This window comes from Streptomyces sp. NBC_01089 (assembly GCF_045162975.1).
GTDB lineage: Bacteria > Actinomycetota > Actinomycetes > Streptomycetales > Streptomycetaceae > Streptomyces.
In genome coordinates, this window is the sequence record NZ_CP108660.1 from 2291846 (window position 1) to 2315836 (window position 23991).

The 23991-nt window shown below is 71.3% G+C and carries 18 protein-coding genes and 1 pseudogene; 9 read left to right on the forward strand and 10 right to left on the reverse strand.

The features are described from left to right. Positions 1-155 precede the first annotated feature (155 nt). Positions 156-902 (forward strand): hypothetical protein, encoded by a 747-nt coding sequence (locus OG510_RS10050; protein WP_406136438.1) that lies wholly within the window; start codon positions 156-158, stop codon positions 900-902. A gap of 43 nt (positions 903-945) precedes the next feature. Here OG510_RS10050 and OG510_RS10055 read toward each other — a convergent pair whose 3' ends face one another. Continuing rightward, entirely contained in the window at positions 946-2340 is a 1395-nt protein-coding gene (locus OG510_RS10055; RefSeq protein ID WP_406136439.1) for an MFS transporter, read from the reverse strand. 606 nt (positions 2341-2946) lie between these two features. Here OG510_RS10055 and OG510_RS10060 point away from each other — a divergent pair. Both OG510_RS10060 and OG510_RS10065 read left to right on the forward strand, forming a co-directional pair. After that, a complete protein-coding gene (locus OG510_RS10060) occupies positions 2947-3693 on the forward strand; it encodes a GntR family transcriptional regulator (RefSeq protein ID WP_406136441.1) in 747 nt (248 codons plus the stop codon). A 170-nt stretch (positions 3694-3863) separates the two neighbouring features. Next, positions 3864-5021, forward strand: coding sequence for an adenosine deaminase (locus tag OG510_RS10065; RefSeq protein ID WP_406142350.1), 1158 nt, complete (start codon positions 3864-3866; stop codon positions 5019-5021). 33 nt (positions 5022-5054) lie between these two features. Here OG510_RS10065 and OG510_RS10070 read toward each other — a convergent pair whose 3' ends face one another. After that, a complete protein-coding gene (locus OG510_RS10070; protein WP_406136442.1) occupies positions 5055-6221 on the reverse strand; it encodes a PP2C family protein-serine/threonine phosphatase in 1167 nt (388 codons plus the stop codon). A 307-nt stretch (positions 6222-6528) separates the two neighbouring features. Between OG510_RS10070 and OG510_RS10075 the strand changes: the two genes are divergently transcribed. The 3 genes and pseudogenes from OG510_RS10075 to OG510_RS10085 all read left to right on the forward strand — a co-directional run bounded on the left by OG510_RS10075 (position 6529) and on the right by OG510_RS10085 (position 9360). Further along, positions 6529-7884: a globin domain-containing protein gene (locus OG510_RS10075; RefSeq protein ID WP_406136443.1), complete on the forward strand. Its 1356-nt coding sequence runs from the start codon at positions 6529-6531 to the stop codon at positions 7882-7884. After that, positions 7881-8501: pseudogene (locus OG510_RS10080) on the forward strand (pyridoxamine 5'-phosphate oxidase family protein); the annotation flags it as partial. The gene OG510_RS10075 and the pseudogene OG510_RS10080, both read left to right, overlap by 4 nt. Before the next feature lie 340 nt (positions 8502-8841). Beyond that, a complete protein-coding gene (locus tag OG510_RS10085; RefSeq protein ID WP_406136444.1) occupies positions 8842-9360 on the forward strand; it encodes a MarR family winged helix-turn-helix transcriptional regulator in 519 nt (172 codons plus the stop codon). Positions 9361-9476: 116 nt separating this feature from the next. Here OG510_RS10085 and cimA read toward each other — a convergent pair whose 3' ends face one another. From cimA to ureA, 6 genes are all read right to left on the reverse strand, one after another. Next, positions 9477-11084: a citramalate synthase gene (cimA, locus tag OG510_RS10090; protein WP_406136445.1), complete on the reverse strand. Its 1608-nt coding sequence runs from the start codon at positions 11082-11084 to the stop codon at positions 9477-9479. Between the two features lie 340 nt (positions 11085-11424). Further along, complete coding sequence (locus OG510_RS10095) at positions 11425-12756, reverse strand: MFS transporter (protein ID WP_406136446.1); 1332 nt, start codon at positions 12754-12756, stop codon at positions 11425-11427. Between the two features lie 97 nt (positions 12757-12853). Beyond that, positions 12854-13465 carry a TetR/AcrR family transcriptional regulator gene (locus tag OG510_RS10100; RefSeq protein ID WP_406136447.1) on the reverse strand — a complete coding sequence of 204 codons (612 nt, stop codon included), beginning with the start codon at positions 13463-13465 and terminating at the stop codon, positions 12854-12856. 63 nt (positions 13466-13528) lie between these two features. Continuing rightward, positions 13529-14548: an agmatine/peptidylarginine deiminase gene (locus OG510_RS10105; RefSeq protein ID WP_406136448.1), complete on the reverse strand. Its 1020-nt coding sequence runs from the start codon at positions 14546-14548 to the stop codon at positions 13529-13531. Between the two features lie 95 nt (positions 14549-14643). Beyond that, entirely contained in the window at positions 14644-16308 is a 1665-nt protein-coding gene (locus OG510_RS10110) for an urease subunit alpha (protein ID WP_406136449.1), read from the reverse strand. Beyond that, positions 16305-17000 (reverse strand): urease subunit gamma, encoded by a 696-nt coding sequence (ureA, locus tag OG510_RS10115; protein WP_406136450.1) that lies wholly within the window; start codon positions 16998-17000, stop codon positions 16305-16307. Before ureA ends, OG510_RS10110 begins: the two co-directional genes overlap by 4 nt. A gap of 143 nt (positions 17001-17143) precedes the next feature. On the opposite strand from ureA, the gene OG510_RS10120 reads away from it, so the two are divergent. Continuing rightward, the gene (locus OG510_RS10120; protein ID WP_406136452.1) at positions 17144-18592 is read left to right on the forward strand and encodes a cytosine permease; all 1449 of its coding nucleotides are present in this window, start codon (positions 17144-17146) and stop codon (positions 18590-18592) included. An 11-nt stretch (positions 18593-18603) separates the two neighbouring features. Next, a complete protein-coding gene (locus tag OG510_RS10125; protein WP_406136453.1) occupies positions 18604-19815 on the forward strand; it encodes an amidase in 1212 nt (403 codons plus the stop codon). 81 nt (positions 19816-19896) lie between these two features. Here OG510_RS10125 and OG510_RS10130 read toward each other — a convergent pair whose 3' ends face one another. Both OG510_RS10130 and OG510_RS10135 read right to left on the reverse strand, forming a co-directional pair. Continuing rightward, complete coding sequence (locus OG510_RS10130; RefSeq protein WP_164260037.1) at positions 19897-21003, reverse strand: branched-chain amino acid aminotransferase; 1107 nt, start codon at positions 21001-21003, stop codon at positions 19897-19899. A 228-nt stretch (positions 21004-21231) separates the two neighbouring features. Further along, on the reverse strand, positions 21232-22272 hold the full coding sequence (locus tag OG510_RS10135; protein WP_406136454.1) for a 3-isopropylmalate dehydrogenase: 1041 nt from the start codon (positions 22270-22272) through the stop codon (positions 21232-21234). A 129-nt stretch (positions 22273-22401) separates the two neighbouring features. Between OG510_RS10135 and OG510_RS10140 the strand changes: the two genes are divergently transcribed. After that, positions 22402-23991: a purple acid phosphatase family protein gene (locus OG510_RS10140; protein ID WP_406136455.1), complete on the forward strand. Its 1590-nt coding sequence runs from the start codon at positions 22402-22404 to the stop codon at positions 23989-23991.

The window sequence follows — 23991 nt, forward strand, 5'->3', positions numbered from 1 at the left end:
CTGTTACCAAGTGCGGACAGAACCAGGCGAACAACTGCCGCCGGGTCCCCATCACACAGGGTGTAGCGAACAGGAGATCCGGACAACCGCCGCCCTGCGGGAGCAGGCGGAGAGCCGGATCCCGGATTCTGACCACAGCCCTTGGGGGACTTTCCATGAACACCACTCGCCGTGCACGCCGTACCGTTCGTTCCGCCGGGCTGGTGGCCGTTGCCGCCGCTGCCGCCTTCTCGCTGACCGCCTGCGGGAGTGGGGACAGCGACGCCGCGGGCCACGGCACGCAGGACTCTGCGGCCGCTTCCGCGTCCCACTCCACCGGGAACGCCGGTGCGGCGAGCGACTCCAAGGCCGATGCCTCGAAGGCCGGCGGCCCCAAGCCCGACGATTCCCGGACCGGCAGCTCCTCCAGCGGTTCGCAGGCGGGCAGTTCGAAGGCCGGGGGCGACCAGAACATCGCGGACAAGACCGGGGTGACCTCCAAGGCGGGGTCGTCCCCGGCCCACAACCGGACCCTGCCCGACGGCAGCACGGCCAGGATCTACCAGGTGGGTGCCCAGAAGTACCGCGCCGACATCGTCAGCCACGGTTCGGTCCTGGGCTCGATGGAGACCCACGACACCGACGCCGGGCTCGACTTCAACGACATGTTCATCGTGCTCGGGATCGACGGCTCGCTCCACTCCTGGATGGGCGGCGGACACCAGGGCCCGGGCACGTTCACCGTCGCGGGCGACTGGAAGGTCAAGATCACGAAGCCCGGCGAAGACCACTACCGCGCCCAGATCATCGGGCATGACGGGGTGGCCGCCACCCTCGACGCCGACGGGCACGACGAGGGGCTCGACGCCAACGGCATCTACATGGTGCTCAGCGCCGGTGGTGTGCTCAGCGCCCACGCGTAGCCGCCACCGCCCGCCGGACAACTGCCCGGGTGCGGCGCCGTGTTCACCCGTGCAGGGCGGGCACCGTGACCCGGCCGCCGTCCGCCTCCGCCGCGCCCTTCGGTACGGCCCTGATCACCACGGTCGTCACCATCGCGGCGGCGAGCAGCCCACCCGAGGCCCACAGGGCGGGCGCGTACCGGTCGGCGCCGTGCGCGCCGCCGCTCGCCGCGACCGTGATCAGGGCGGAGGCGAGGGCCGTCCCGAGTGACGCGCCGATGCCGAAGCAGGCGCCGTTCAGACCGGGCAGCGCGCCCTTCTGCTCCGCCGGGGACGAGAGGACGGCCAGGCCGTTGAGCGCGGTCACACTCAGCCCGTTGTACGTGATGCCGAGCACCGCGAGCGCGGCCGCGAAGATCCACTGGTGGGTCATGAACGGCACCGCGACGGCGAAGGCGATCAGCGAGCCCGCCGAGCCGATGACCACGCTGCGGCGCCAGCCGATCCGCGGGCCGAGTATGCCCGCGATCGGGGCGCCGACCACACCGATGGCCTGGGCGGGTGTCGCGAACAGCAGCGCCGAGTGCGTCGCGCTCATGCCGTAACCGGCCTGCGGGTCCTGGGTGAAGAGCGGCACGGTGAGCGTGAGCGCGCCGAACGCACCGGCCAGCGTCAGTACGGTCGTGGCCAGCAGCGGCCAGGCGCGGCGCGAGACGAGCAGCCCGGTGTCGATGACGGCGTCCCGGGTGCCCCGGCCGGCCAGGGCGAAGAGGACCAGACAGCCGATGCCGCCCAGCACACAGACGGCGGTCGGCACGGACAGCCAGCCCCAGGACTCGCCCTGCGCCAGACCGATGAGCACCCCCGTCAGCCCGAGGGCCAGCAGGGACGTACCGCGCCAGTCCATGCGGCCGGTCGCGGTCGGCGGGGTGGCGGGGACGGTCCGGTACACGGCGATGGTCCCGGCCACCGACACCACGAGACCGGCCAGGAAGATGCCACGGAAGCCGACGGTGTCCGCCAGACGCCCGCCGAACACCGCGTCCACGCCCGCGAATCCGCCGTTGACGGCGGTGATGATGCCGGCCGCGCGGCCGAAGCCCTTGGCCGAGAGGGTGTCGTCCAGGGTGAGGAACGCCAGGGTGAACAGGGCGGCGGAGAAGCCCTGGAGGACCCGCCCGGCCAGGAACACCCCGATGTCGGGGGCCGCCGCGCAGGCGATGTCGCCCGCGATGACCAGGAAGCAGCCCAGCATCATCATCGGCTTGCGGCCCCGGTAGTCGCTGAGGCGGGCCAGCGTGACCTGGCCGATCGCGGCGAACAGGAAGAAGAGGGTCTGCGCGAGCCCGACGAGGCCGCTGGTGGTGTGCAGCCGGTGCATGACGTCGGGGAGGGCCGGGCTGAGCATGGTGGCGTTGAGCTGATAGCCCAGCACGGCCAGCGCCAGGGCCGGCAGCATCCCGGGCCGCCGGTCGGACCGTGACCCGTCGACCGTGACCGGGCGGACCGTGGCATCTCCGGGTGGTCAGCACACGTCGGCATGGCGGGCTCCTTGGAGGGGGAAGGCGGGTCGGGGCGGCAGTACGGAGCGGACCCGGGTCTGAGGACCGGACCGGAGCGGACCGGGAAGGACCAAGACCGGACCGGGACGCGCCAGGACAGACCGGGAAGGACCAGCGCCGGGCCTGATCCGAGCCCGCCGTCGGGGTACGGCGAGAGCCTGGCGCGAGGGTGGCAGCGCCGGGGGTGGCGGCGCCGGGGGTGCCCGGGTGTCCGTCGCCGACGGCCGGTTCCGCCGATGTGTGCGGCGGTACGGCGGGCAGGCGCGCCCAGGGCAGCAGCACCGCGCCCGGGACGCCCGTCACACGATTCCGATTACTTGTCAGACAAGGCGTGATGAAGGTCTGGTCTACCCCCGCGCTCGAAGAGCTGTCAAGCGCCGCCCGCACCCCCGGGCCTGCCGCGCCGGCCTTCTCCGCCGAGCGGCAACACCGCAGCGCGCAGCGGCCATGCGTAGGCTGAGCGGCCGGGCGGCGGCAGCCCGCACACACCCCAGGAGAGGGCTATGGCTGACAGACAACAGCAGCGGCGTCCGGTCGTCGTCCTGTACGAGCGGATCGTGGAAGCGGTCCACCAGGGCGTCTATCCGCCCGGGTCACAGCTGCCGACCGAGCCCCGGCTCGCCGCCGACCTGGGCGTCAGCAGGCCCGCGCTGCGCGAGGCGCTGATCCTGCTCCAGGAGGACGGGGTCATCACGGTGCGGCGCGGAGTGGGCCGCACCGTGAACCACCACCCGCCGCAGCGCGGCTTCGAGACCCTCAAGCCCATGGAGGACCTGCTCGGCGCGGGCGCGGCGGTCCGTACCGTACGGCTGGCGCAGACCCTGGAGGAGCCGACCGACTTCTCCGCACAGCATCTGCTGCTCCCCGCCCACGGGGAGGTCAGGTTCTGGGAGAGCATGATCGAGGTCAACTCGCTGCCGTCCTGCCTCGCCCACGAGTGGGCGGCCACCGGGGAAACCCTCACAGGTCTCGGCCTCGACCCCGCGCAGGCGCTCGACTCCGCGCCGGGCGCCCCGTCGACCATGCTCAAGCTGCTGCTGGAATCCGGGCGCGGCATGGCGCTGAAGGGGTCGTCCACCATGGTCGCCACGATGCTGGGCAGCCGTCGCGGCGCCCAGTTCGACCGACCGTCGGACACCCCGGCCGTCCTGGTGACCCAGGTGATCCACGCCGGGCGCACCCCAGTCCTGGCCGCCAAGTACATGCTGCCCACGGGGGCGCCGGCACTGCCGGTCTGGCAGTCGCGCTGAGGGACGGTCCCGGTGCTGGGCGCGGTACCGCTCGCGGTCCCTGCGCTGGGGGCCGGTGCCGCTCACGGCCCCGGGACCGGTCACGACCGGGCCGCACGCCCCCGGACGGCCCGCGTTCGCGTTCCGGAACAGCGCGGCTACACTCCCCTCCCATGCACTTGTCAGACAACATGTCTCCCCGTACCGCGCACACCGTCAGGACCGGCAGCTTCGGCCAGGAGCAGATACGGCAGGCGCCGAAGGTTCTTCTGCACGACCATCTGGACGGCGGTCTGCGCCCCGCCACCATCGTCGAACTCGCCCGTGACGCGGGCTACTCGGGGCTGCCGACCACCGACACCTCACAGCTCGGCGGCTGGTTCCGCGACGCGGCCGACTCCGGGTCCCTGGAGCGCTATCTGGAGACGTTCGCGCACACCTGCGCCGTCCTGCAGAGCCGCGAGGCGCTGTACCGCGTCGCGGCCGAGGCGGCCGAGGACCTGGCAGCCGACGGTGTCGTCTACGCCGAGATCCGCTACGCGCCCGAGCAGCACCTCGACGGCGGCCTCAGCCTGGAGCAGGTCGTCGAGGCGGTGAACGACGGCTTCCGCGAGGGCGAGCGCCGCGCGGCCGCGCGTGGCCGCGCCATCCGCGTCGGCACTCTGCTGACCGCCATGCGGCACGCCGAGCGCTCCCGGGAGATCGCCGGACTCGCGCTCGCCCACCGCGATTCGGGTGTGGTCGGCTTCGACATCGCCGGGGCCGAGATCGGCAATCCGCCGGAGCGGCACATCGAGGCTTTCGACCATCTCAGGGCCGCCGGAGCGCACGTCACGATCCACGCGGGCGAGGTCGTCGGCCTGCCCTCCATCCAGGAGGCGGTGCAGCGCTGCGGCGCCCACCGCATCGGCCATGGCGTCCGGATCACCGACGACATCACCGTCGCCGCCGACGGCTCGGTCACGCTCGGCCGGATCGCCACCTATGTACGGGATCACCGCATCGCGCTCGAGGTCTGCCCGACCTCCAATCTCCAGACGGGCGCGGCTTCCTCGTACGCCGGGCACCCCATCGACCTGCTGCGCCGGCTGCGGTTCCGCGTCTGCGTCAACACGGACAACCGGCTGGTCAGCGGCACCACGATGTCGCAGGAGTTCCAGCACCTGGCCGACACCTTCGGCTACGGCCTGGACGAGATGGAGTGGTTCACCGTGAACGCGATGAAGTCCGCCTTCATCCCCTTCGACGAGCGCCTCGCCCTGATCCACCAGACCATTCGTCCCGGCTACGCCCGGCTGCGCAACCGGAGCCTCAGCCACCTTCCGGCCCCGGCCGGGCTCTCCGCGTAACGGCGGGGGCGGAGGGCCCCGCCCTCCGCCCGGTCAGCCGCGCCCCGCCCAGTCCAGGCAGACCACCAGCGCGTCGTCGGCGAGCGGCACATCGCTGCGGTACGCGGCCAGTTCCCGCAGCACGGCACGCGGCACCTGCGACGGGGGCAGAAAACGGGTCGAACTCATCGACCGGGCCAGGGCCTTCTCCCCGTACGGCTCACCGCCCGCCGACCGGGTGTCGTAGACGCCGTCGCTCCCGAAGAGCAGACGGTCACCGGGCAGTACCTGGAAGTGCTCGCTGGTGTACTGGGTGTCCTCGAACATGCCGAGCGGCAACTGCGCCTCGAAACAGACCTGTTCGACGGTACGAGCGCGCATCCGCCACAGCCGGGGCGAACCGGCGTCCACGACCTCCACATCGCCCGTCGCCAGGTCGAAACGCATCAGCAGCACATCGACATACGCCTCGCCCCTGTACTGCGCGTGGACGGCCTGGTCGGCCAGGTACGCCTGGTCCGCGAGGCCCACACCCGCGCGCCGCGCGTTGCGCAGGGCGTTGGTCGCGAGGCTGGTGAGCAGCGCCGCGTCGATCCCGGTGCCCCAGCCGTTGGTCACGGTGAGCGTCAGGGTGCCGGCGGAGACCGTCCAGTCGTAGTTGTCGCCGAAGATGGCGTACGCGGGCTCCAGATGGGCGCCCAGCGAGAACTCGGGGCGGTCGAGCGACCGGCCGGGAAGCAGCTGCCACTGCACCTCGGCGGCGAGCGTCAGCCGGGTGGCGCGGCGGGCCAGCAGATACAGGTCGGTGTCGCGCTCCGCGACGAGGATCTCGTGTCCGAGGGCTTCGCAGATGTGCACCAGCTCCGGCAGCACGGCCTCGTCGTACCGCTCGCCGGGGATGCTCACCGACAGCGTTCCCATCCGGTCACCGCGAATGGTGACGGGCAGATGGACCACCACGAGCCCACCGCCCCCGGCGCGCTCCAGGAAGGGCTCCTGCGCGCCGAACGCGCGGCCCTGCGGGCTGTCGTGGACCGGCACGGGCGGCGTGGTGAGGGGGACGGCCTCGACCACCTGCAGTGAGGTCACGGCGTAATCGGCCATGCGCAGCACGACACTCACGGCACCGCACCGCTCACGGAGAGCTTCGGTGACGACATCGACCAGCAGGTGCGGGGCCGCTGCGCGGAGTTCGCGCTCCACAGCTGTGAAACTGTCCACAGTCGTGATGATCGCACACACGCACGACCAGCTGCCCCTTGTGGCGAAGGCCCTGCGGACAGGCGAGCTGTCCACTATGCGGACGGCGTGCCTCCGTACACGGCTTGCGCCACGATCAAGCCCTCGCTGTAATGGCTGCCGCAAAGGAACTGGAACTGTCGCTGCTTGGATCCGCCCTGCGGTCGGCAAGCCCCGCAGGACCACCACGGAACCGAGGAGTTCGGGACATGAGGGACAGACCTGGTCCGACCGGCATACGCGACGAGGCCGAAGGCCCGTCGGCGTCGCGGCACACAACCGGCGCACGGTGAGGGACTCGCCGCCCAGCGGCGGCAAATGGTTCCGCCGAGGCTCCACCGCCCCCGAGCCCGAGGCGCACAGTGTGCCCGCCCCCGGGCCGCCCCCGCCGCCCGGCGCGCAGTACGCGGCCCCGCAGTGGACGCCCGCACCGGCGCCCGCGCCGACGCCCGCCCCGGGCCCCGACGCCGCACAGGACACCGCGCTGATCCGGGCCAGCCTCGGGGTGATCGAGTCGCAGGTCGAGGAAGTCGCGGTCTACTTCTACGCGATCCTCTTCGCCCGTTATCCCACGGTTCGCGATCTCTTCCCCGCCAACATGGATGTGCAGCGCGACCGGCTGCTCCGGGCGCTCCTGCGGATCGTCGAACTCGTCGACGACCCCGAGAGCCTGACGCGTTTCTGTTCACATCTGGGCCGCGACCACCGCAAGTTCGGTACGCAGAGTGCCCACTACCCGGCCGTGGGTGAGTGCCTGCTCGAAGCGCTGGCCCGTTTCGCGGGCCCGGCCTGGACGCCGGAGATCGCCGGCGCCTGGGAGCGTGCGTACGGGGCCGTCGCGGACATCATGGTGCGGGCGGCCGAGCAGAACGCCCGGCACAGCCCGGCTGCCTGGAACGCCCGGGTCATCGCCCATGTACGCCACCCCAGCGGCATCGCGGAAATCACCGTGCAGCCCGACCAGCCGTACCCCTACACCGCCGGCCAGTATCTGAGTGTCGAGTCGCCGTGGTGGCCCAAGGAGTGGCGCCACTACTCGCCTTCCCACGCACCGCGGGACGACTCGATGCTCACCTTCCACATCCGGTCGGTTCCGGGCGGCCGGGTCAGCCAGGCCCTGGTCGACCACACGACGGTCGGCGACTACGTACGGATCGGCCCGCCCCAGGGGGACATGGCCATCGATCCCGCGTCCCGCGACGACCTGCTCTTCGTGGCGGGCGGCACCGGGCTGGCCCCCATCCGGGCCCTGGTCGAGGAGGTGGCCCGGCACGGCATCTCGCACCGGCGCAGTGTGGATGTGTTCATCGGCGCCAGAACGGCCGAGGAGCTGTACGGGCTCGACGACATGCTCCGGATGTCCCAGCGCCACCCGTGGCTCACCGTCCGGGCGGCGGTCTCCGAACAGAACATCGTGGGCCGTACCGGCTCCCTTCCCCAGGTGCTGGCCGAGTTCGGCCCCTGGGACCGGCACGAGGCGTATCTCAGCGGGCCCCAGCAGATGATCTCCGCGGCTGCCGATGTCCTGCTCCGGCGCGGACTCCCGCCGGGGAAGCTGCACTACGACCCATGGGGTGCACCCGCACTCGCCTCGTCGCTGCGCCGTGCCCGCGCCCTGGCCCAGGAGGAAGACGATCAGCTGTGACGACCTATGACGAGACGTTCGGCTCCCCCGGGGAGCGGCTGCTGCAGGAAGCGCTCGGGACGGCTGACCGGGCCGCCGGATTCTACGAGCGGCAGATGCGGCCCTGTCTCACCCCGGCCATGCGTGACTTCATCGCACGGCAGTACATGGTGTTCCTGTCGACGGCGGACGCGCACGGCGAGTGCGACGCGAGCTTCCGTTCGGGGCCGCCCGGGTTCGTCGTCTCGCTGGACAATCACACGCTGACCTATCCCGAGTACCGCGGCAACGGTGTGGTGGCCAGCGCGGGCAACATCACCGAGAACCCGCACCTCGGGATGCTCTTCATCGACTTCACCGACCACCACATAGGGCTGCATGTGAACGGCCGGGCCCAGGTGTACTCGGCGCACGACCACTACGCCCTCTATCCGCATCTGCCCGCCGACCCGGCGCCCGGCAGGCAGCCGCAGATGTGGATCCATCTGTCGGTCGAAGAGGCGTACATCCACTGCTCCAAGCACATCCCCCACCTGGAGCCGGCGCCTCGGCCGCGTGTCTCGCCCGGGGAGCGGCCCAAGGACTCCGAGTACTTCACCGGTGAACGCCGCCCTGCGGCCCCGCCCGGGCCCCCGGCGTCGCCCGCTTACCCGCCGGCTCCGGCGTACCCCGCCGCCTACCCCACGGCTTCCGCCTACCCCACAGCTTCGGCGTACCCGACGGAACAGGCTTACCCCGCGGACCAGGCGTACCCCGCGGAGCAGGCGTACCCCGCGGACCAGGCTTATCCCACGGACCAGGCGTACCCGGCGGAGCCGGCCTACCCCGCCGCGCCCCCCGCTCCCCCGGCCTCCGCTCCGCCCGCACATCACGCCGCCACCGGGAACGAGACCTCGCCCCGGGCCCCCGCCCAGACGCGGCGGGAGCGCCTGCTGAAGCTTCTGCGCTGAGCGCCGGGGCGCATGAAACACTGGCGCCATGGCTCTGCCCGGTAAAGCCTCGGACCCACGGCCCCAGCAGGCCGCTGACGTGGCATCCGAGGTCATCGAGCTGCTTGAAGTCCTCTGGGAGCACGGACGGGACGCCGTCTCCCCCGCGCCCGTCTCCACCTCCCAGCTGAGAGTGCTGTACACGCTGGACCGGGAGGAAGGCATCAACCAGCGGTCGCTCGGTGAAGTGCTGGGCGCCGCGCCCTCGTCCGTCAGCCGGCTGTGCGACCGGCTCCAGGCGCTGGGCTTCGTGGAGCGCGCCCCCAGCCCGGTGAGCCGGCGGGAGCTGGAGCTCAGACTCACCGCGCAGGGCCGGACCTATCTGCGGGATCTGCGGGCCCGGCGGGAGGAAGCCCTGCTGGCGTCCATCGCCGCCATGCCCGCCGCCGCCCGGCAGGCACTGGTCGACGGCCTGGCCGGTTTCCGGCACGCCCTGGAGGCCACAGCCCCCGTCACGGCACAGGACAGGACCGGCGCCCGGGACCAGGGCCACGGGATGTCGGCCTAGAGCCTTCAGGCCCGCCCGTTCCCCCTTGGCCCGCCCGTTCCCCCTTGGCCCGCCCGTTCCTCCTGGGCCCCGGTCTCCGGCCGGGCCCGCGACCGGGCCCGGCCCGCGTGGAGTTGCTACTCGGCCGGTTCCACCCCGGCCCGCAGCAGACCGTAGGTGTACGCGTCCTCCAGCGCCTGCCAGGACGCCGCGATCACGTTCTCCGCGACCCCCACCGTCGACCACTCCGCCTCGCCGTCGCTGGTGGTGATCAGCACGCGGGTGGTGGAGTCCGTGCCGTGCCTGCCCTCCAGGATGCGGACCTTGTAGTCCGTCAGCTCCAGCTTCGCGAGTTGGGGGTAGATCCGCTCCAGGCCCACCCGCAGCGCCCGGTCCAGCGCGTTGACCGGGCCGTTGCCCTCCGCCGTCGCGACGATCCGCTCGCTCTTGGCCCACAGCTTCACCGTCGCCTCGTTGGCGTGGGTGCCGTCGGGGCGGTTCTCCACGATCGCGCGCCAGGACTCGATCCGGAAGTAGCGGCGGGCGCGGCCCTCCGCCTCCTCGCGGAGCAGCAGTTCGAAGGAGGCGTCGGCGGCCTCGTAGGTGTAGCCCTGGAGTTCGCGCTCCTTGACGCGGTCGACGACGCGGGCGACCAGCTCGCGGTCGCCGCCCAGGTCGATGCCGAGCTCCTTGCCCTTGAGCTCGATCGAGGCGCGGCCCGCCATGTCGGACACCAGCATCCGCATGGTGTTGCCGACCTGCTCCGGGGCGATGTGCTGGTAGAGGTCCGGGTCGACCTTGATCGCGGAGGCGTGCAGCCCCGCCTTGTGCGCGAAGGCCGAGACACCCACGTACGGCTGGTGGGTGGAGGGGGTGAGGTTGACGACCTCGGCGATGGCGTGCGAGATACGGGTCATCTCGGGCAGCGCGCCCTCGGGGACGACGGTCTTGCCGTACTTGAGCTCCAGGGCGGCGACGACCGGGAAGAGGTTGGCGTTGCCGACGCGCTCGCCGTAACCGTTCGCCGTGCACTGCACATGGGTGGCGCCCGCGTCGACGGCGGCCAGGGTGTTCGCGACGGCGCAGCCGGTGTCGTCCTGGGCGTGGATGCCCAGGCGCGCGCCGGTGTCCGCGATGACCGTGGCCACGACGGCCTGCACCTGGGCGGGCAGCATCCCGCCGTTGGTGTCGCAGAGGACGACGACGTCGGCGCCGGCCTCGGCGGCCGCGCGTACGACGGACTTGGCGTACTCCGGGTTGACCTTGTACCCGTCGAAGAAGTGCTCGCAGTCGAGGAAGACGCGGCGGCCCTGCGCGCGGAGGTAGGAGACGGAGTCGCGCACCATCGCCAGGTTCTCTTCGAGTGTGGTGCGCAGCGCCAGTTCCACATGGCGGTCGTGGGACTTGGCCACCAGGGTGATCACCGGGGCGCCGGAGTCCAGCAGCGCTTTCAGCTGCGGGTCATCGGCGGCGGGGGTGTTCGGCCTGCGGGTGGCGCCGAAGGCCACCAGCTGGGCGTGGGTGAAGTCGATCTCCTGCTGCGCACGGGCGAAGAACTCCGTGTCGCGGGGGTTGGCGCCGGGCCAGCCGCCCTCGATGAATCCCACGCCGAAGTCGTCGAGGTGCCGGGCGATCGTCAGCTTGTCCGAGACGGTGAGGTTGATGCCTTCGCGCTGTGCCCCGTCGCGCAGCGTCGTGTCGAAGACATGGAAACTGTCGTCCGTGGCCTTGGCCTCTGTCGTCATGCTGATCTGACTCCTGTCGGATGGGTGGATCCGGAATGTCTGGCTCCACTTGCCCCCATCTTCGCGTGCGCCTCGTTCCCGGCCGAGGTGGGGCCTGGAAACGAAAAAACCCCTCGCGGGTGCGAAGGGTTAGCGCGCGGGTCTGGGGCACGGTGGCCGCGCCGTACGGGTTGGTACGGGTGCGGTCACTGCGGACCGGCGCGCCTGCTGCCGATAATCATGGCGAACGAGGACACGGTCGCAGTCTGCCATACCGTCCACTCCCCGTAGAGGGAATCTCACGATGCGGTCAAGCTCCGGCGGGGGCGCGGCGCGGACCGCGCCCCCGCGGAACCGGCCCTCACAGGGCCGACGGGCTCGTCTTTCCCAGGCCCTCCGGCGTCCTGGCCGCCGGGCCCGCGACGGAACCCCGGTTCAGATCGATGTCCCGGGTCTCCCGCATCGTGAGATACACCACCAGCGAGACGGCCGCGCACCCGGCCACGTACCAGTAGAAGCCCGACTCGGCCCCGGCCTTCTTGAACCAGAGCGCCACATACTCCGCGGTCCCCCCGAAGAGCGCGTTGGCGATCGCGTACGGCAGCGCCACGCCCAGCGCGCGGATCCCGGTCGGGAAGAGCTCCGCCTTCACACACGCGTTGATCGATGTGTAGCCGGTGACGATGAGCAGCGCGAGCAGCGCCAGGCCGAAGGCCGGCCAGAACGTGCCCGCGTGTTTGAGCATCGTCATGATCGGCACGGTCAGGAACGTCGAGCCGACCGCGAACATGATCAGCAGCGGACGGCGGCCGATCCGGTCCGAGAGGAGGCCCGCCAGCGGCTGGACGCACATGAAGACGAAGAGCGCGCAGAAGCTGACCAGCGAGGCGGTCGGCTTCGTCAGACCGGCGCTGGAGGAGAGGAACTTGGTGAGGTAGGTGGTGTACGTGTAGTACGCGACGGTGCCGCCCATCGTGAGGGCCATCACCAGCACCGCCTCCCGGCGGTGCGCCCAGAGCGCCCTGAGTGTGCCCCGGCTCTCGTCGGCCGCCGCGCCGGACTCCGCGTACACCTCGGTCTCCAGGAGCGAGCGCCGCAGATAGAAGACGATGGCCGCGCCGACGGCGCCCACGATGAACGGGATGCGCCAGCCCCAGCTGTGCAGCGCGTCCTCGGACAGGGTGCGCTGGAGGACGATCTGCAGCCCCAGGCCCACGAGTTGGCCCGCGGTCATCGACACGTACTGGAAGCTGGAGGCGAATCCGCGCCGGTCGGGCGCGGACGCCTCGGTGAGGTAGGTGGCGCTCGCCGCGTACTCACCGCCGACGGACAGCCCCTGGAGCAGCCGGGCGACCAGCAGGACGGCGACACCGCCGTATCCGGCGACCGCGTAGGTGGGGGCGACCGCGATCAGGATCGCCGACGCCGACATCAGGGTGACGGTCAGGGTCAGCGCGGCCTTGCGTCCCCTGCGGTCGCCGATCCGGCCGAGCAGCCAGCCGCCGACGGGCCGCATGAAGAACCCGACGGCGAAGATGCCCATGGTGTTCATGAGGTTCGCGGTCTCGTTCCCCTTCGGGAAGAACGCGTCGGCGAAGTACACCGCGAAGGTGGCGTACACGAACCAGTCGAACCACTCGACCATGTTGCCGGCCGAGCCGACCCAGACCTTCTTCCACTGCTCTCGTCCCATGGGGAGTCACGGTGGCGCAGGGGCCCGACGGCCCACAAGAGGGCCGCACGCAACGATCACGCGTACTTGTGTGCGTTGCGTTCCCCGGCCGGCCCCCTCACCCCTGCGGGGCCAGCGCGTCATCGATGAACTCGCTGACGTGCGCCAGCACTTGGGGCCGCCCCGAACCGGGCAGCGCCATCGCCACATGGGTGCTGAAGCCGTCCAGCAGCGCCCGTATCCGCGTCGCGAACCGCTCGGTGTCGACCGGCCGCAGCTCACCGCGTGACGCCCCCTCGACGAGCAGGGCGACCAGATCGCGGTGCCAGGACAGCTCGATGTCGAGCAGCCGGGCGCGGGTGTCGTCGTCGACGCCGTGCGCCCGGTTCCACAGTTCGAGCCAGAGCGACCAGTGCGGGTCGCGGGGGCCTGCGGGGATGTACAGGTCGACATAGGCGTCGAGCCGTTCGCGGACCGGCACCTGGCGGGCGAGCGCCGCACGGCGCTCCATGCCGAGCAGCTCCTCGCTCCATTCGAGGGTCTGGAGCAGGAGCTCGTCCTTGGTGCGGAAGTAGTACAGCAGGTGCCCGCTGCTCATGCCGACCTCGCGGCCGAGCCCCGCCATGGTGAGCTTCTCCAGGCCGCCGTCGGCGATGCTGGCCATGGCCGCGGCCAGCAGGCTCTCGCGGGGCGGGGCGTTCTTGCGCGCGCGGGCCGCCGGTTCGTTCATGCCGCCCAGAGTATGGGATGCGCCGGCGGCCCCTTCGGGCCCGTCCTGGTCCACCGGGAGGCTCTAGCCCTGGCCCACCAGCGGCTGCTGCTGGGTGATGCAGTGGATGCCGCCACCGCCCGCGAAGATCGTCCGGGCGTCGACCTGGACGACGGTGCGGTCCGGGAAGAGCCGCTGGAAGACCGCGGCCGCCTCGGCGTCGCGGGGGTCGTCGAAGGAGCAGAGCACCACCGCGCCGTTGCAGAGGTAGTGGTTGATGTACGAGTAGTCGGCCCAGCCGCCGTCGGCCTCCAGGACGGTCGGGGCCTGGACCTCCACCACCTCCAGCGGGCGGCCCTTCGCGTCGGTCTCCGCGCGCAGCCGCGCCACGATCCCCTTGCACAGCTCGTGGTCGGGGTGGGCGGGGTCGGGCTGGGTGTGGGCGACGACCACACCGGGGCGCGCGAAGGCGGCCACGATGTCGACATGTCCCCGGGTCCCGAACTCGCCGTAGTCACCGCTGAGTCCGCGCGGCAGCCAGATCGCCTTGGTGGTGCCGAGCCTGGCGTGGATCTCGGCCTCGACCTGTTCCCGGGTCCAGCCGGGGTTCCGCTCGGCGCCGAGCTGCACGGTCTCGGTCAGCAGGACGGTGCCCTCGCCGTCGACATGGATCGCACCGCCCTCGTTGACCAGCTCGGACGTGTGGGTCCGCGCCCCGGCCAGGTCGGAGACATACGCGCCGATCTTGGCGTCGTGCCCCCAGCGGGCCCAGGACTGGGCGCCCCAGCCGTTGAACGTCCAGTCCACCGCGGCCAGCCGCTCGCCGTCGGTGACGAAGGTCGGGCCGATGTCGCGCATCCAGGCGTCGTCGAGCTCGCGCTCCACCAGCTCGACGTCCGGGCCGAGCAGCGCACGGGCGCCGGCGGACTGCCCCGGTCCCGTCACCATCGTCACCGGCTCGAAGCGGCGGACCGCACGCGCCACGGCCGCCCACGCCTCGCGCGCCCGCGCCAGGCCGTCCGCGTCGTCGAACGTGGGGTTGGGGCCGGGCCAGGCCATCCAGGTGCGCTCGTGCGGGGCCCACTCGGGCGGCATACGGAACATGGGTCCTCCGGGGAGATCGGTCGGTAGGGGCACTGACACGGGCAGCGGTACGGCGGTCCGCCGGATCGCGGTTCAACGGCATGCGGTACGGCGGATCACAGGAAGTACAGGCGGTTGAGCGAGACGGACTCGGCGGGCCGCGACTCCAGCGGGTCGCCGTCGAGCGTGACCAGACCGGTGCGCTGGTTCACATCCACCTGCCCCGTACGGGAGTTGAGCCGCAGATCGGCGGGGCCGATACCCCGGGTGCCGCGCACGGCGACGCGCCTGCGGCGGGTCGGCATGTGGTCGCTGCCCAGGTCGATGGCGGCCTGCGCCACGAACGCGACACCGAGGTCGGCCGCCGTCGCCCCGTAGGAACCGAACTGCGGTCCCAGGACGAGCGGCTGGCAGGTGTCGGTCGCGGCGTTCGGGTCGCCGGTCACTCCGTACGCCGGGAAGCCCGACTTGAGGACGAGCTGCGGCTTCGCGCCGAAGGAGTCGGGCCGCCACAGCACGATGTCGGCGAGCTTGCCGGTCTCGATGGACCCGATCTCATGGGCGAGACCGTGTGCGATGGCCGGGTTGATGGTCAGCTTCGCCATGTAGCGCAGCACCCGGGCGTTGTCGTCGTCGCCCTCCGCGCCGCGCTCGGCCTTCATCTTCCCGGCCATCGCGAAGGTACGGCGCACGGTCTCGCCGGCGCGGCCCATGCCCTGGGCGTCCGACGAGGTGATCCCGATGGCGCCCAGGTCGTGCAGCACGTCCTCGGCGCCCATCGTCCCGGCGCGGATCCGGTCACGGGCCATGGCCGCGTCGCCGGGCAGGTCGGTCTTGAGGTCGTGTACGGAGACGATCATCCCGTAGTGCTCGGCGACCGCGTCCCGGCCGAACGGCAGCGTCGGGTTGGTGGACGAGCCGATGACGTTGGGGACTCCTGCCATCTTCAGCACGTTCGGCACATGGCCGCCGCCGCACCCCTCGATGTGGAAGGCGTGGATCGTGCGGCCCTCCAGGACGCTCAGGGTGTCCTCCACCGACAGGCACTCGTTCAGGCCGTCACTGTGCAGGGCGACCTGGACGTCGTACTCCTCGGCGACGCGCAGCGCGGTGTCCAGGGCGCGGGTGTGCGCGCCCATGTCCTCGTGCACCTTGAAGCCGGACGCGCCGCCCTCGGCGAGCGCCTCGACCAGCGGGGCCGGGTCGGACGACGAACCGCGGGCCAGGAAGCCGATGTTGACCGGCCAGGCGTCGAAGGCGTTGAAGGCGTGGCGCAGTGCCCAGGGCGAGTTGACGCCGACGCCCCAGACGGGGCCGAACTCCTGCCCGATGATCGTCGTCACCCCGGAGGCGAGCGAGGCTTCCATGATGCGCGGCGAGAGCAGATGGACGTGTGCGTCGACGGCTCCGGCGGTGGCGATCAGCCCCTCGCCCGAGACGATCGACGTGCCGGTGCCGACCACGACGTCGACGCCGTCCAGGGTGTCGGGGTTGCCGGCCCGGCCGATCGCCGCGATCCGGCCCTCCCGGATGCCGATGGAGACTTTGCGGATGCCCTGCACCGCGTCGATGACCAGCACGTTGCTGATCACGACGTCGCAGGTCTCGCGTACGGCGGCCGCCTTGAGGTGCAGGCCGTCGCGTGCGGTCTTGCCGAATCCGGCCAGGAACTCGTCGCCGGGGCGCTGTGCGTCGGACTCGACGCGGACGGTCAGCCCGGAGTCACCGAGGCGGACCAGGTCACCGGCCCTGGGGCCGTGCACGGCTGCGTACTCACTCATCGTCCTGCTCCCGGTTCGGCTCCCAGATATCCGCAGGCCGCCGCGCGCCGCAGGGCCTCTTCCTTCGCGCCGGGCGCGTCCAGCGCCCCGTCGACAAGACCCGCGAACCCGATCGCGATCCGGTCTCCGCCGATGGAGACCAGCTCCACATCGGCGCTCTCGCCGGGCCCGAACCGTACGGACGAGCCGGCGGGCACGCACAGCCGCATGCCGTAACCGGCGGCGCGGTCGAAGTCCAGCCGGGGGTTGGCCTCGAAGAAGTGGAAGTGGGAGGTGACGCTGACCGGCACCGACGCGGTGTTGCGCACGGTCAGCGTCACCTCGGGGACGGGGTCGGGGTAGCCGGGCCCGGACACCACGGCGCCGGGTGCTTCATCGCCCAGGGAGCCGCCGCCGATGGGGTCGCTGACCACGGCCAGCCGTGAACCGTCGTCGAAGACGGCCTCGACATGCACCTCGGTGACGACATCGGCGACACCGGGCAGCACATCGCCGGTGCCGAGGACCGCGCGCGCCGCCTCGATCGCCTCGGCCAGCCGGCGCCCGTCGCGGGCCGCCTCACAGACCGTGTCGGCGATCAGCGCGGTCGCCTCCGGAACATTGAGCAGCAGCCCGCGCGCCCGGCGCGCCCGCGCCAGCTCAGCGGCGCCGAACAGCAGCAGCCGGTCGCGCTCCGTCGGGGTCAGTCTCACGCCCACTCGCTTCCATTGATCATCGATTAGAACGCCACTCTAACTTTAAACATCGCCTATAGAAAGACCCGAAACCATTGACACGCCAAACCGGAGGACATCAGATTGAGCGGCACTCAAACAGACGAGCGGAGAGGTACCTCGTGCCGATCGAACAGCGCGGAGTCGACACCATCCCGGACGCGGAGCGCACCAGCGGTCCGCGCGATCTCATCAGCATCCTGCTGGGGTCCAACCTCTGCCTGGGAGTGATCATCTTCGGCTGGCTGCCGGTCTCCTTCGGCCTCGGGCTGTGGCCGGCGGTCACCTCCGTAGTCTCCGGCACGGTCGTCGGCACGCTGCTCACCGCGCCGCTCGCCCTGGTGTCGCTGCGGACCGGCACCAATCTCTCCACATCGAGCGGCGCCCAGTTCGGCGTACGCGGCCGGCTCATCGGCTCGATCGTCGGACTGCTGCTCTCGCTGGGCTACACGGCGCTGACCCTGTGGACCGGCGGCGACGTGATGATCGGGACACTGTCCCGGCTCACCGGACTGCCGGACAACGGCCTGATGCACGCCCTGGTCTACGCGCTGCTCGCCGCCCTGACCGTCACCGGCGCGGTGTACGGCTACCGGATCCTGCTGCGCCTCAGCAAGGCGCTCGCCATCGGGATGACGGTCCTGCTGGTGCTCGGACTCTTCGCGTACGCCCCCGACTTCACCACGGCCGCCGCCCCGCACACCGGGTATCTGCTCGGCTCCTTCTGGCCCACCTGGTTCCTCTCGGCCGTCGCCGCCGGGCTCAGCGGTCCCATCGCCTTCATCACCCTGCTCGGCGACTACACCCGCTATGTGTCACCGCGCCGCCACACCTCCCGCGCCGTCCTGACCGCCACCTGTTGCGGCCTGATACTCGGGCTGCTGGTCCCGCAGCTCTTCGGCACGTACACCGCGCTCGCCGCCCGCTCGGCCGTCGACTTCGCGGGGCCGCTGGTCACCGCGTCGCCCTTCTGGTACCTGATCCCGCTGCTGCTCGCCGCTTCGGCCGGCTCGGTCGGCAACGCCGGGCTGATGCTCTACTCGATGGGCCTCGACCTGGACGCCATCCTGCCGCGCGCCACCCGGGCGCGGGCGACCCTGGTGGTGGCCGCCGTGGCCACCTTCTTCGTCTTCGTCGGCCACTTCGCCTGGGACGCGCAGTCGGCGATGACCTCGTTCGTCCTGCTGCTCACCGCCATCGGCACGCCCTGGGCCGTGATCACCGTCATCGGGTACGTGCGGTGCGGCGGGCAGTACGACTCCGAGGCCCTCCAGGTCTTCAACCGCCGGTCCGTGGGCGGCGTCTACTGGTACCGCTCGGGCTGGAACGTCCGGGCGTCCGTGGCGTGGGCGGCCGGCGCCGCCGTCGGACTGTGCGCGGTCTCCACCCCCTTCTACGAGGGCCCCCTGCTGCACCTCACCGGCGGGGTGGACTGCAGCTTCCTCTTCTCCGGTGCGGTCGGCGGGCTGGTCTACGCGGCCCTGACCGCCCGCACGGCCCCGGCCGGCAGCCGCACGGCGGACCCGGCCGACCCTTCCGAGACCCCTGCCGGAGCGCTCGCGGAGTTGTAGCGTCGTGGCCCATGGAGCGTGAGATACAGGCTTTCGTCCCCGAACCGGGCCGCACCGAACGGATCGCGGCCGAGACGGCGGCAGTCACAGCCCGCTGGCCCGACCCCACGGACCGGCCGCCGCTCTTCGGCGTCCCGGTCGGCATCAAGGACATCATCCATGTCGACTCCCTGCCCACCAGGGCGGGTTCGGCCCTCCCGCCGGAGGCCATCGCCGGACGGCAGGCCACGGTCGTCGACCGGCTGCGCGCGGCGGGGGCGGTGATCGCGGGCAAGACGGTGACGGCCGAGTTCGCGGTGCTGGCCCCGGGTCCGACGCGTAACCCGCGCAACCTCGCACACACCCCGGGCGGTTCGAGCAGCGGCTCGGCGGCGGCGGTCGCGGCCGGGATGGTGCCGCTGGCCGTGGGGACCCAGACGGTCGGCTCGATGATCCGCCCCGCGGCGTACTGCGGGGTGACCGCCTTCAAACCGACGTACGGGCGCATCCCGGTGGACGGCGTCATCGCGAACGCCCCGAGCTTCGACACCCTCGGCCTCTTCGCCCCGGATGTGGCGGGGCTGCTGCCCGCGCTGGCGGTGGTCTGCGACAACTGGCACCCGCACGAGCCGCCCGCGGACCCGGCCCACGGCTCACCGGAGCTGCCGGTGCTCGCGGTCCCCGAAGGCCCGTATCTGGAACGCGCCGAACCGGAGGCGCTCGATGTCTTCGCGACCCGGGTGGAGCGGCTGCGGGCGGCCGGGTTCACGGTGCGGCGGATCCCCGTGATGGCCGACTTCGAGCAGGTCAGGGCCCAGCTCTTCACGATGAACCGCTACGAGGTGGCCCGTACGCACGCGGACTGGTTCGCCGAGTACGGGGACCGCTACCGGCCGGAGACGGTACGGGCGATCCGGGAGGGCCAACTGATCACGGAGGTGGAGTACGTGCGGGCTCAGCGGGAGCGGGTGGCGTTCCGGGACCGGATGGCGGCGGCGCTGGCCGACGCCGACCTGTGGATCACCCCGTCGGCGACGGGCCCGGCCCCGCTGGGCCTGACCACGACGGGCAGCTCCGTCATGTGCCTGCCCTGGAGCAACGCCGGCCTGCCGTCCCTGACCCTCCCGGCAGGCCACGCGGGCAACGGACTGCCGCTGGGCCTCCAGTGCGTGGGGGCGGCGGGGGACGACGAACGGGTACTGGCCTGGGGCACGGCCATCGAGACGGCGCTCGGGGAGGGGTGATCTGATCGCCGGAGGAGCACGTCAAGCCCCTCCGGCGATTGAGGAGCGGGGTCCGGGGCAGCGCCCCGGAAACAAGAGCGCTCAGCCCAGCGGATGCATCCATCCGTGCTTGTCCTCGCCGATCCCCCGCTGAACATCGAGCAGCGCGGCCCGCAGAGCCAGCGTGACCTCACCGGGCGTACCGTCGCCCTGCGTCCACTCCCCGCTGGCCGACTTCACCGTGCCGACGGGCGTGATGACCGCCGCCGTACCGCAGGCGAAGACCTCGGTCAGCGAGCCGTTCTCCGTGTCACGGCGCCACTGGTCGATGGAGACCCGGCCCTCCTCGGCCTCGTAGCCGAGGTCACGGGCGACGGAGAGCAGCGAGTCACGGGTGACGCCCGCCAGCAGCGAGCCGGTGAGCCGCGGCGTGACGATCTTCGGCTTGCGGCCCTCGCCACCCCCGTACACGAAGCACAGGTTCATGCCGCCCAGCTCCTCGACCCACTTGTGCTCGACGGCGTCGAGGTAGGCGACCTGGTCGCAGCCCTGCCGTGCGGCCTCGGCCTGGGCCAGCAGGGAGGCGGCGTAGTTCCCGCCGGTCTTGGCCTCGCCCATGCCGCCGGGCACGGCGCGCACCCGGTCCTCGGACAGCCAGATCGAGACCGGCTTGACGCCGCCCTCGAAGTAGGCGCCGGCCGGCGAGGCGATCACGATGAAGAGGTACTCGTTGGCGGGCTTCACACCGAGACCGACCTCGGTGGCGATCATGAACGGGCGCAGGTAGAGGGACTCCTCGCCACCGTGCGGCGGGACCCATGCCTTGTCCTGCTGGACCAGCGCGTCGCACGCGTCGAGGAAGATCTCGACCGGCAGCTCGGCCATGGCGAGACGGCGGGCGGAGAGCTGGAAGCGCTTCGCGTTGGCCTCGGGGCGGAAGGTCGCCACGGATCCGTCGGGCTGGCGGTACGCCTTGAGGCCCTCGAAGATCTCCTGCCCGTAGTGCAGGGTCATGTTCGCCGGGTCCAGGGAGAGCGGCGCGTACGGCACGAGCTGGGCGTCGTGCCAGCCGCGCCCCTCGGTCCACTTGATGGTGACCATGTGGTCGGTGAAATGGCGGCCGAATCCGGGATGGGCCAGCAGCGCCTCCCGCTCCGCGTCGGACAACGGGTTGGAAGAGGGCTTGAGCTCGATCGGGAGCGTCGTCATGAGTGGTATGTCCTTCACCGGTTGTTTGTGACGGACCGCGCTCACGCCACTACTAGGACGTCCGAGCTTCCCCACATACCGCGGCCCCACGTCCGATTATCGCTCGTGGATGGCCGCGGATGAAAGGCGTGAATGCGGTCCAGGCTTCGATGGTCGCACCCGGGACCGCAAAACACAGCCGCCGGGTGTCTTGGGAGACCCGGCGGCTGTGGTGTGTCAGTCGACGGGTCAGCCCGCTACTCGTACCGCGAGCGCGTCGCCGATCTCGTCGGTCGTACGCGGCTGGGTACCGCGCTCCGCCAGGTCGGCGGAGACCGCGTCCTCGATGCGGGCGGCCTCGGACTCGTGGCCGAGGTGGCGCAGCAGCAGGGCGACGGAGAGGATCGTGGCCGTCGGGTCGGCCTTGCCGGTGCCCGCGATGTCGGGCGCCGAACCGTGCACCGGCTCGAACATCGACGGGAAGGCGCCCGTCGGGTTGATGTTGCCGGATGCCGCCAGGCCGATGCCGCCGGTCACGGCAGCGGCGAGGTCGGTCAGGATGTCGCCGAAGAGGTTGTCGGTGACGATGACGTCGAAGCGCTCGGGCTGGGTGACGAAGAAGATCGTCGCGGCGTCGACGTGCAGATAGTCGGTGGTGACGTCCGGGAACTCCTGGCTCACCTTGTCGAAGATGTTCTTCCACATGTGGCCGGCGTAGACGAGGACGTTGTTCTTGTGCACCAGCGTCAGCTTCTTGCGCGGACGCGCCTGGGCGCGGGCGAACGCGTCGCGGACGACGCGCTCGACGCCGTACGCCGTGTTCACGCTGACCTCGGTCGCGATCTCGGCGGGCGTGCCGGTACGGAGGCTGCCGCCGTTGCCGGTGTACGGACCCTCGGTGCCCTCACGGACCACGATGAAGTCGATGTCCGGGCGGCCCGCGAGCGGGGTCGCGGTGTTCGGGAACAGCTTCGAGGGGCGGAGGTTGACGAAGTGGTCGAAGGCGAAGCGGAGCTTGAGCAGCAGACCGCGCTCCAGGACACCCGACGGCACCGATGGGTCACCGATCGCGCCGAGCAGGATCGCGTCGTGCCGCTTCAGCGACTCCAGTTCGGCGTCCGGGAGGGTCTCACCGGTGCGGTGCCAGCGCTGGGCGCCGAGGTCGTACTCCTCGGTCTCCAGCTTCACATCCTGAGGAAGGACCGCGTTCAGGACCTTGAGGCCCTGGGCCACGACTTCCTGGCCGATGCCGTCACCGGGGATCACTGCGAGATTGAGGCTGCGAGACATGACGGCACCCTACTGCGCGTCCCAGGGGATGACATGCCGTGTCCAGTATCCGGACATGTGATCTGCTGTACGGGCGCCGTTCACCCGTGCGGCAGGAGCCCGTCAGCCGGACCGGGCACCTTGGCGGCCATGGACACACCCCGTTTCGGTATCCCCGAGAAGCTCGCCGGCCGGATGAGTATGGCCGAGCAGCACGAGTACCTCCGCACCCGGCTCAGCCGGCGCGGGGTGCTCCGTACGACGGCGGCGGGCGCCGCGGTCACCGTCGCCGGTGCCGGCACCGCGCTGGGCGCGCAGCCCGCGTACGCCGCTTCCCCGCAGTCCGCGCCCGCGCACCGCCCCACCCACTCCACGCCGGCCGTCGACGGCTCGCTGGTCGCGCCGTTCGGCAGGCACCTCGCCTACGGCGCCGACCCCAGGACGCAGATGCGGGTCTCCTGGCAGGTCCCGTTCGCGGTGAAGCGGCCGTACATCCGGATCGGTACCTCGCCCTGGGACCTGAGCCGGAAGATCAGCACCGAGGTGCGGCACCTGACGACGCCCAGCCTGAACGGCGGCAAGATCGCCGCGGCCGAGCAGTTCTACGTACACGCCGGACTCGACCGGCTGCGGGCGGGGACGACGTACTACTACGGCGTCGGGCACGACGGGTTCGACCCGGCCGACCGCCGCAATCTGGGCACGCTCGGCACCTTCCGCACCGCACCGTCCCGCGCCGAGTCCTTCACCTTCACGGCCTTCGGCGACCAGGGCGTCAGTTACCACGCGCTCGGCAACGACCAGTTGCTCCTGGGCCAGAACCCGGCGTTCCACCTGCACGCGGGCGACATCTGCTACGCGGACCCGTCGGGCTCGGGCCAGGAGACGGACGCCTATGACGCGCGCACCTGGGACCAGTTCCTGGCGCAGACGGAGACCGTCGCGAAGACGGTGCCGTGGATGGTGACCACCGGCAACCACGACATGGAAGCCTGGTACTCCCCCGACGGCTACGGCGGCCAGAACGCCCGCTGGACACTGCCGGACAACGGCCCCGACCCGGTCAACCAGCCCGGTGTGTACTCGTTCGTGCACGGCAATGTCGGGGTCGTGGCGCTGGACGCCAACGACGTCTCGTACGAGATCCCCGCCAACTACGGCATCAGCGGCGGCAAGCAGACCCGCTGGCTGGACCGCCGCCTGGCAGAACTGCGCGCGAACCGCGGCATCGACTTCGTCGTGGTCTTCTTCCACCACTGCGCGTTCTCGACGACGAACTCGCACGCGTCGGAGGGCGGGGTGCGGGACGAGTGGGTGCCGCTCTTCGAGAAACACCAGGTGGACCTGGTCATCAACGGCCACAACCATGTGTACGAGCGCACGGACGCGATCCTGCGGAACAAGGTCGCGCGCAAGGTGCCGATCGGCGAGCGGACGGACCCGACGCGGGACGGCATCGTGTATGTGACCGCGGGCGGTGCGGGCAAGTCGCTGTACGACTTCCCGGCGCCCGACAGCTACGAGGGCCACCTCCACGAGCAGGAGAGCGTGCCCACCTATCACTGGGTGAAGGGCGGCGCGAAGGCGACCGAGACCGTGGAGTGGTCGCGGGTGCGCTACACCGGCTACTCGTTCCTCGCGGTGGAGGTGACGACCGGCCGGCAGGCGGCGCTCAAGGTCAGCGCGCTCGCCGAATCGGGCGAACGCATCGACCACTTCGAGATCCGCCGAGGTTACTGA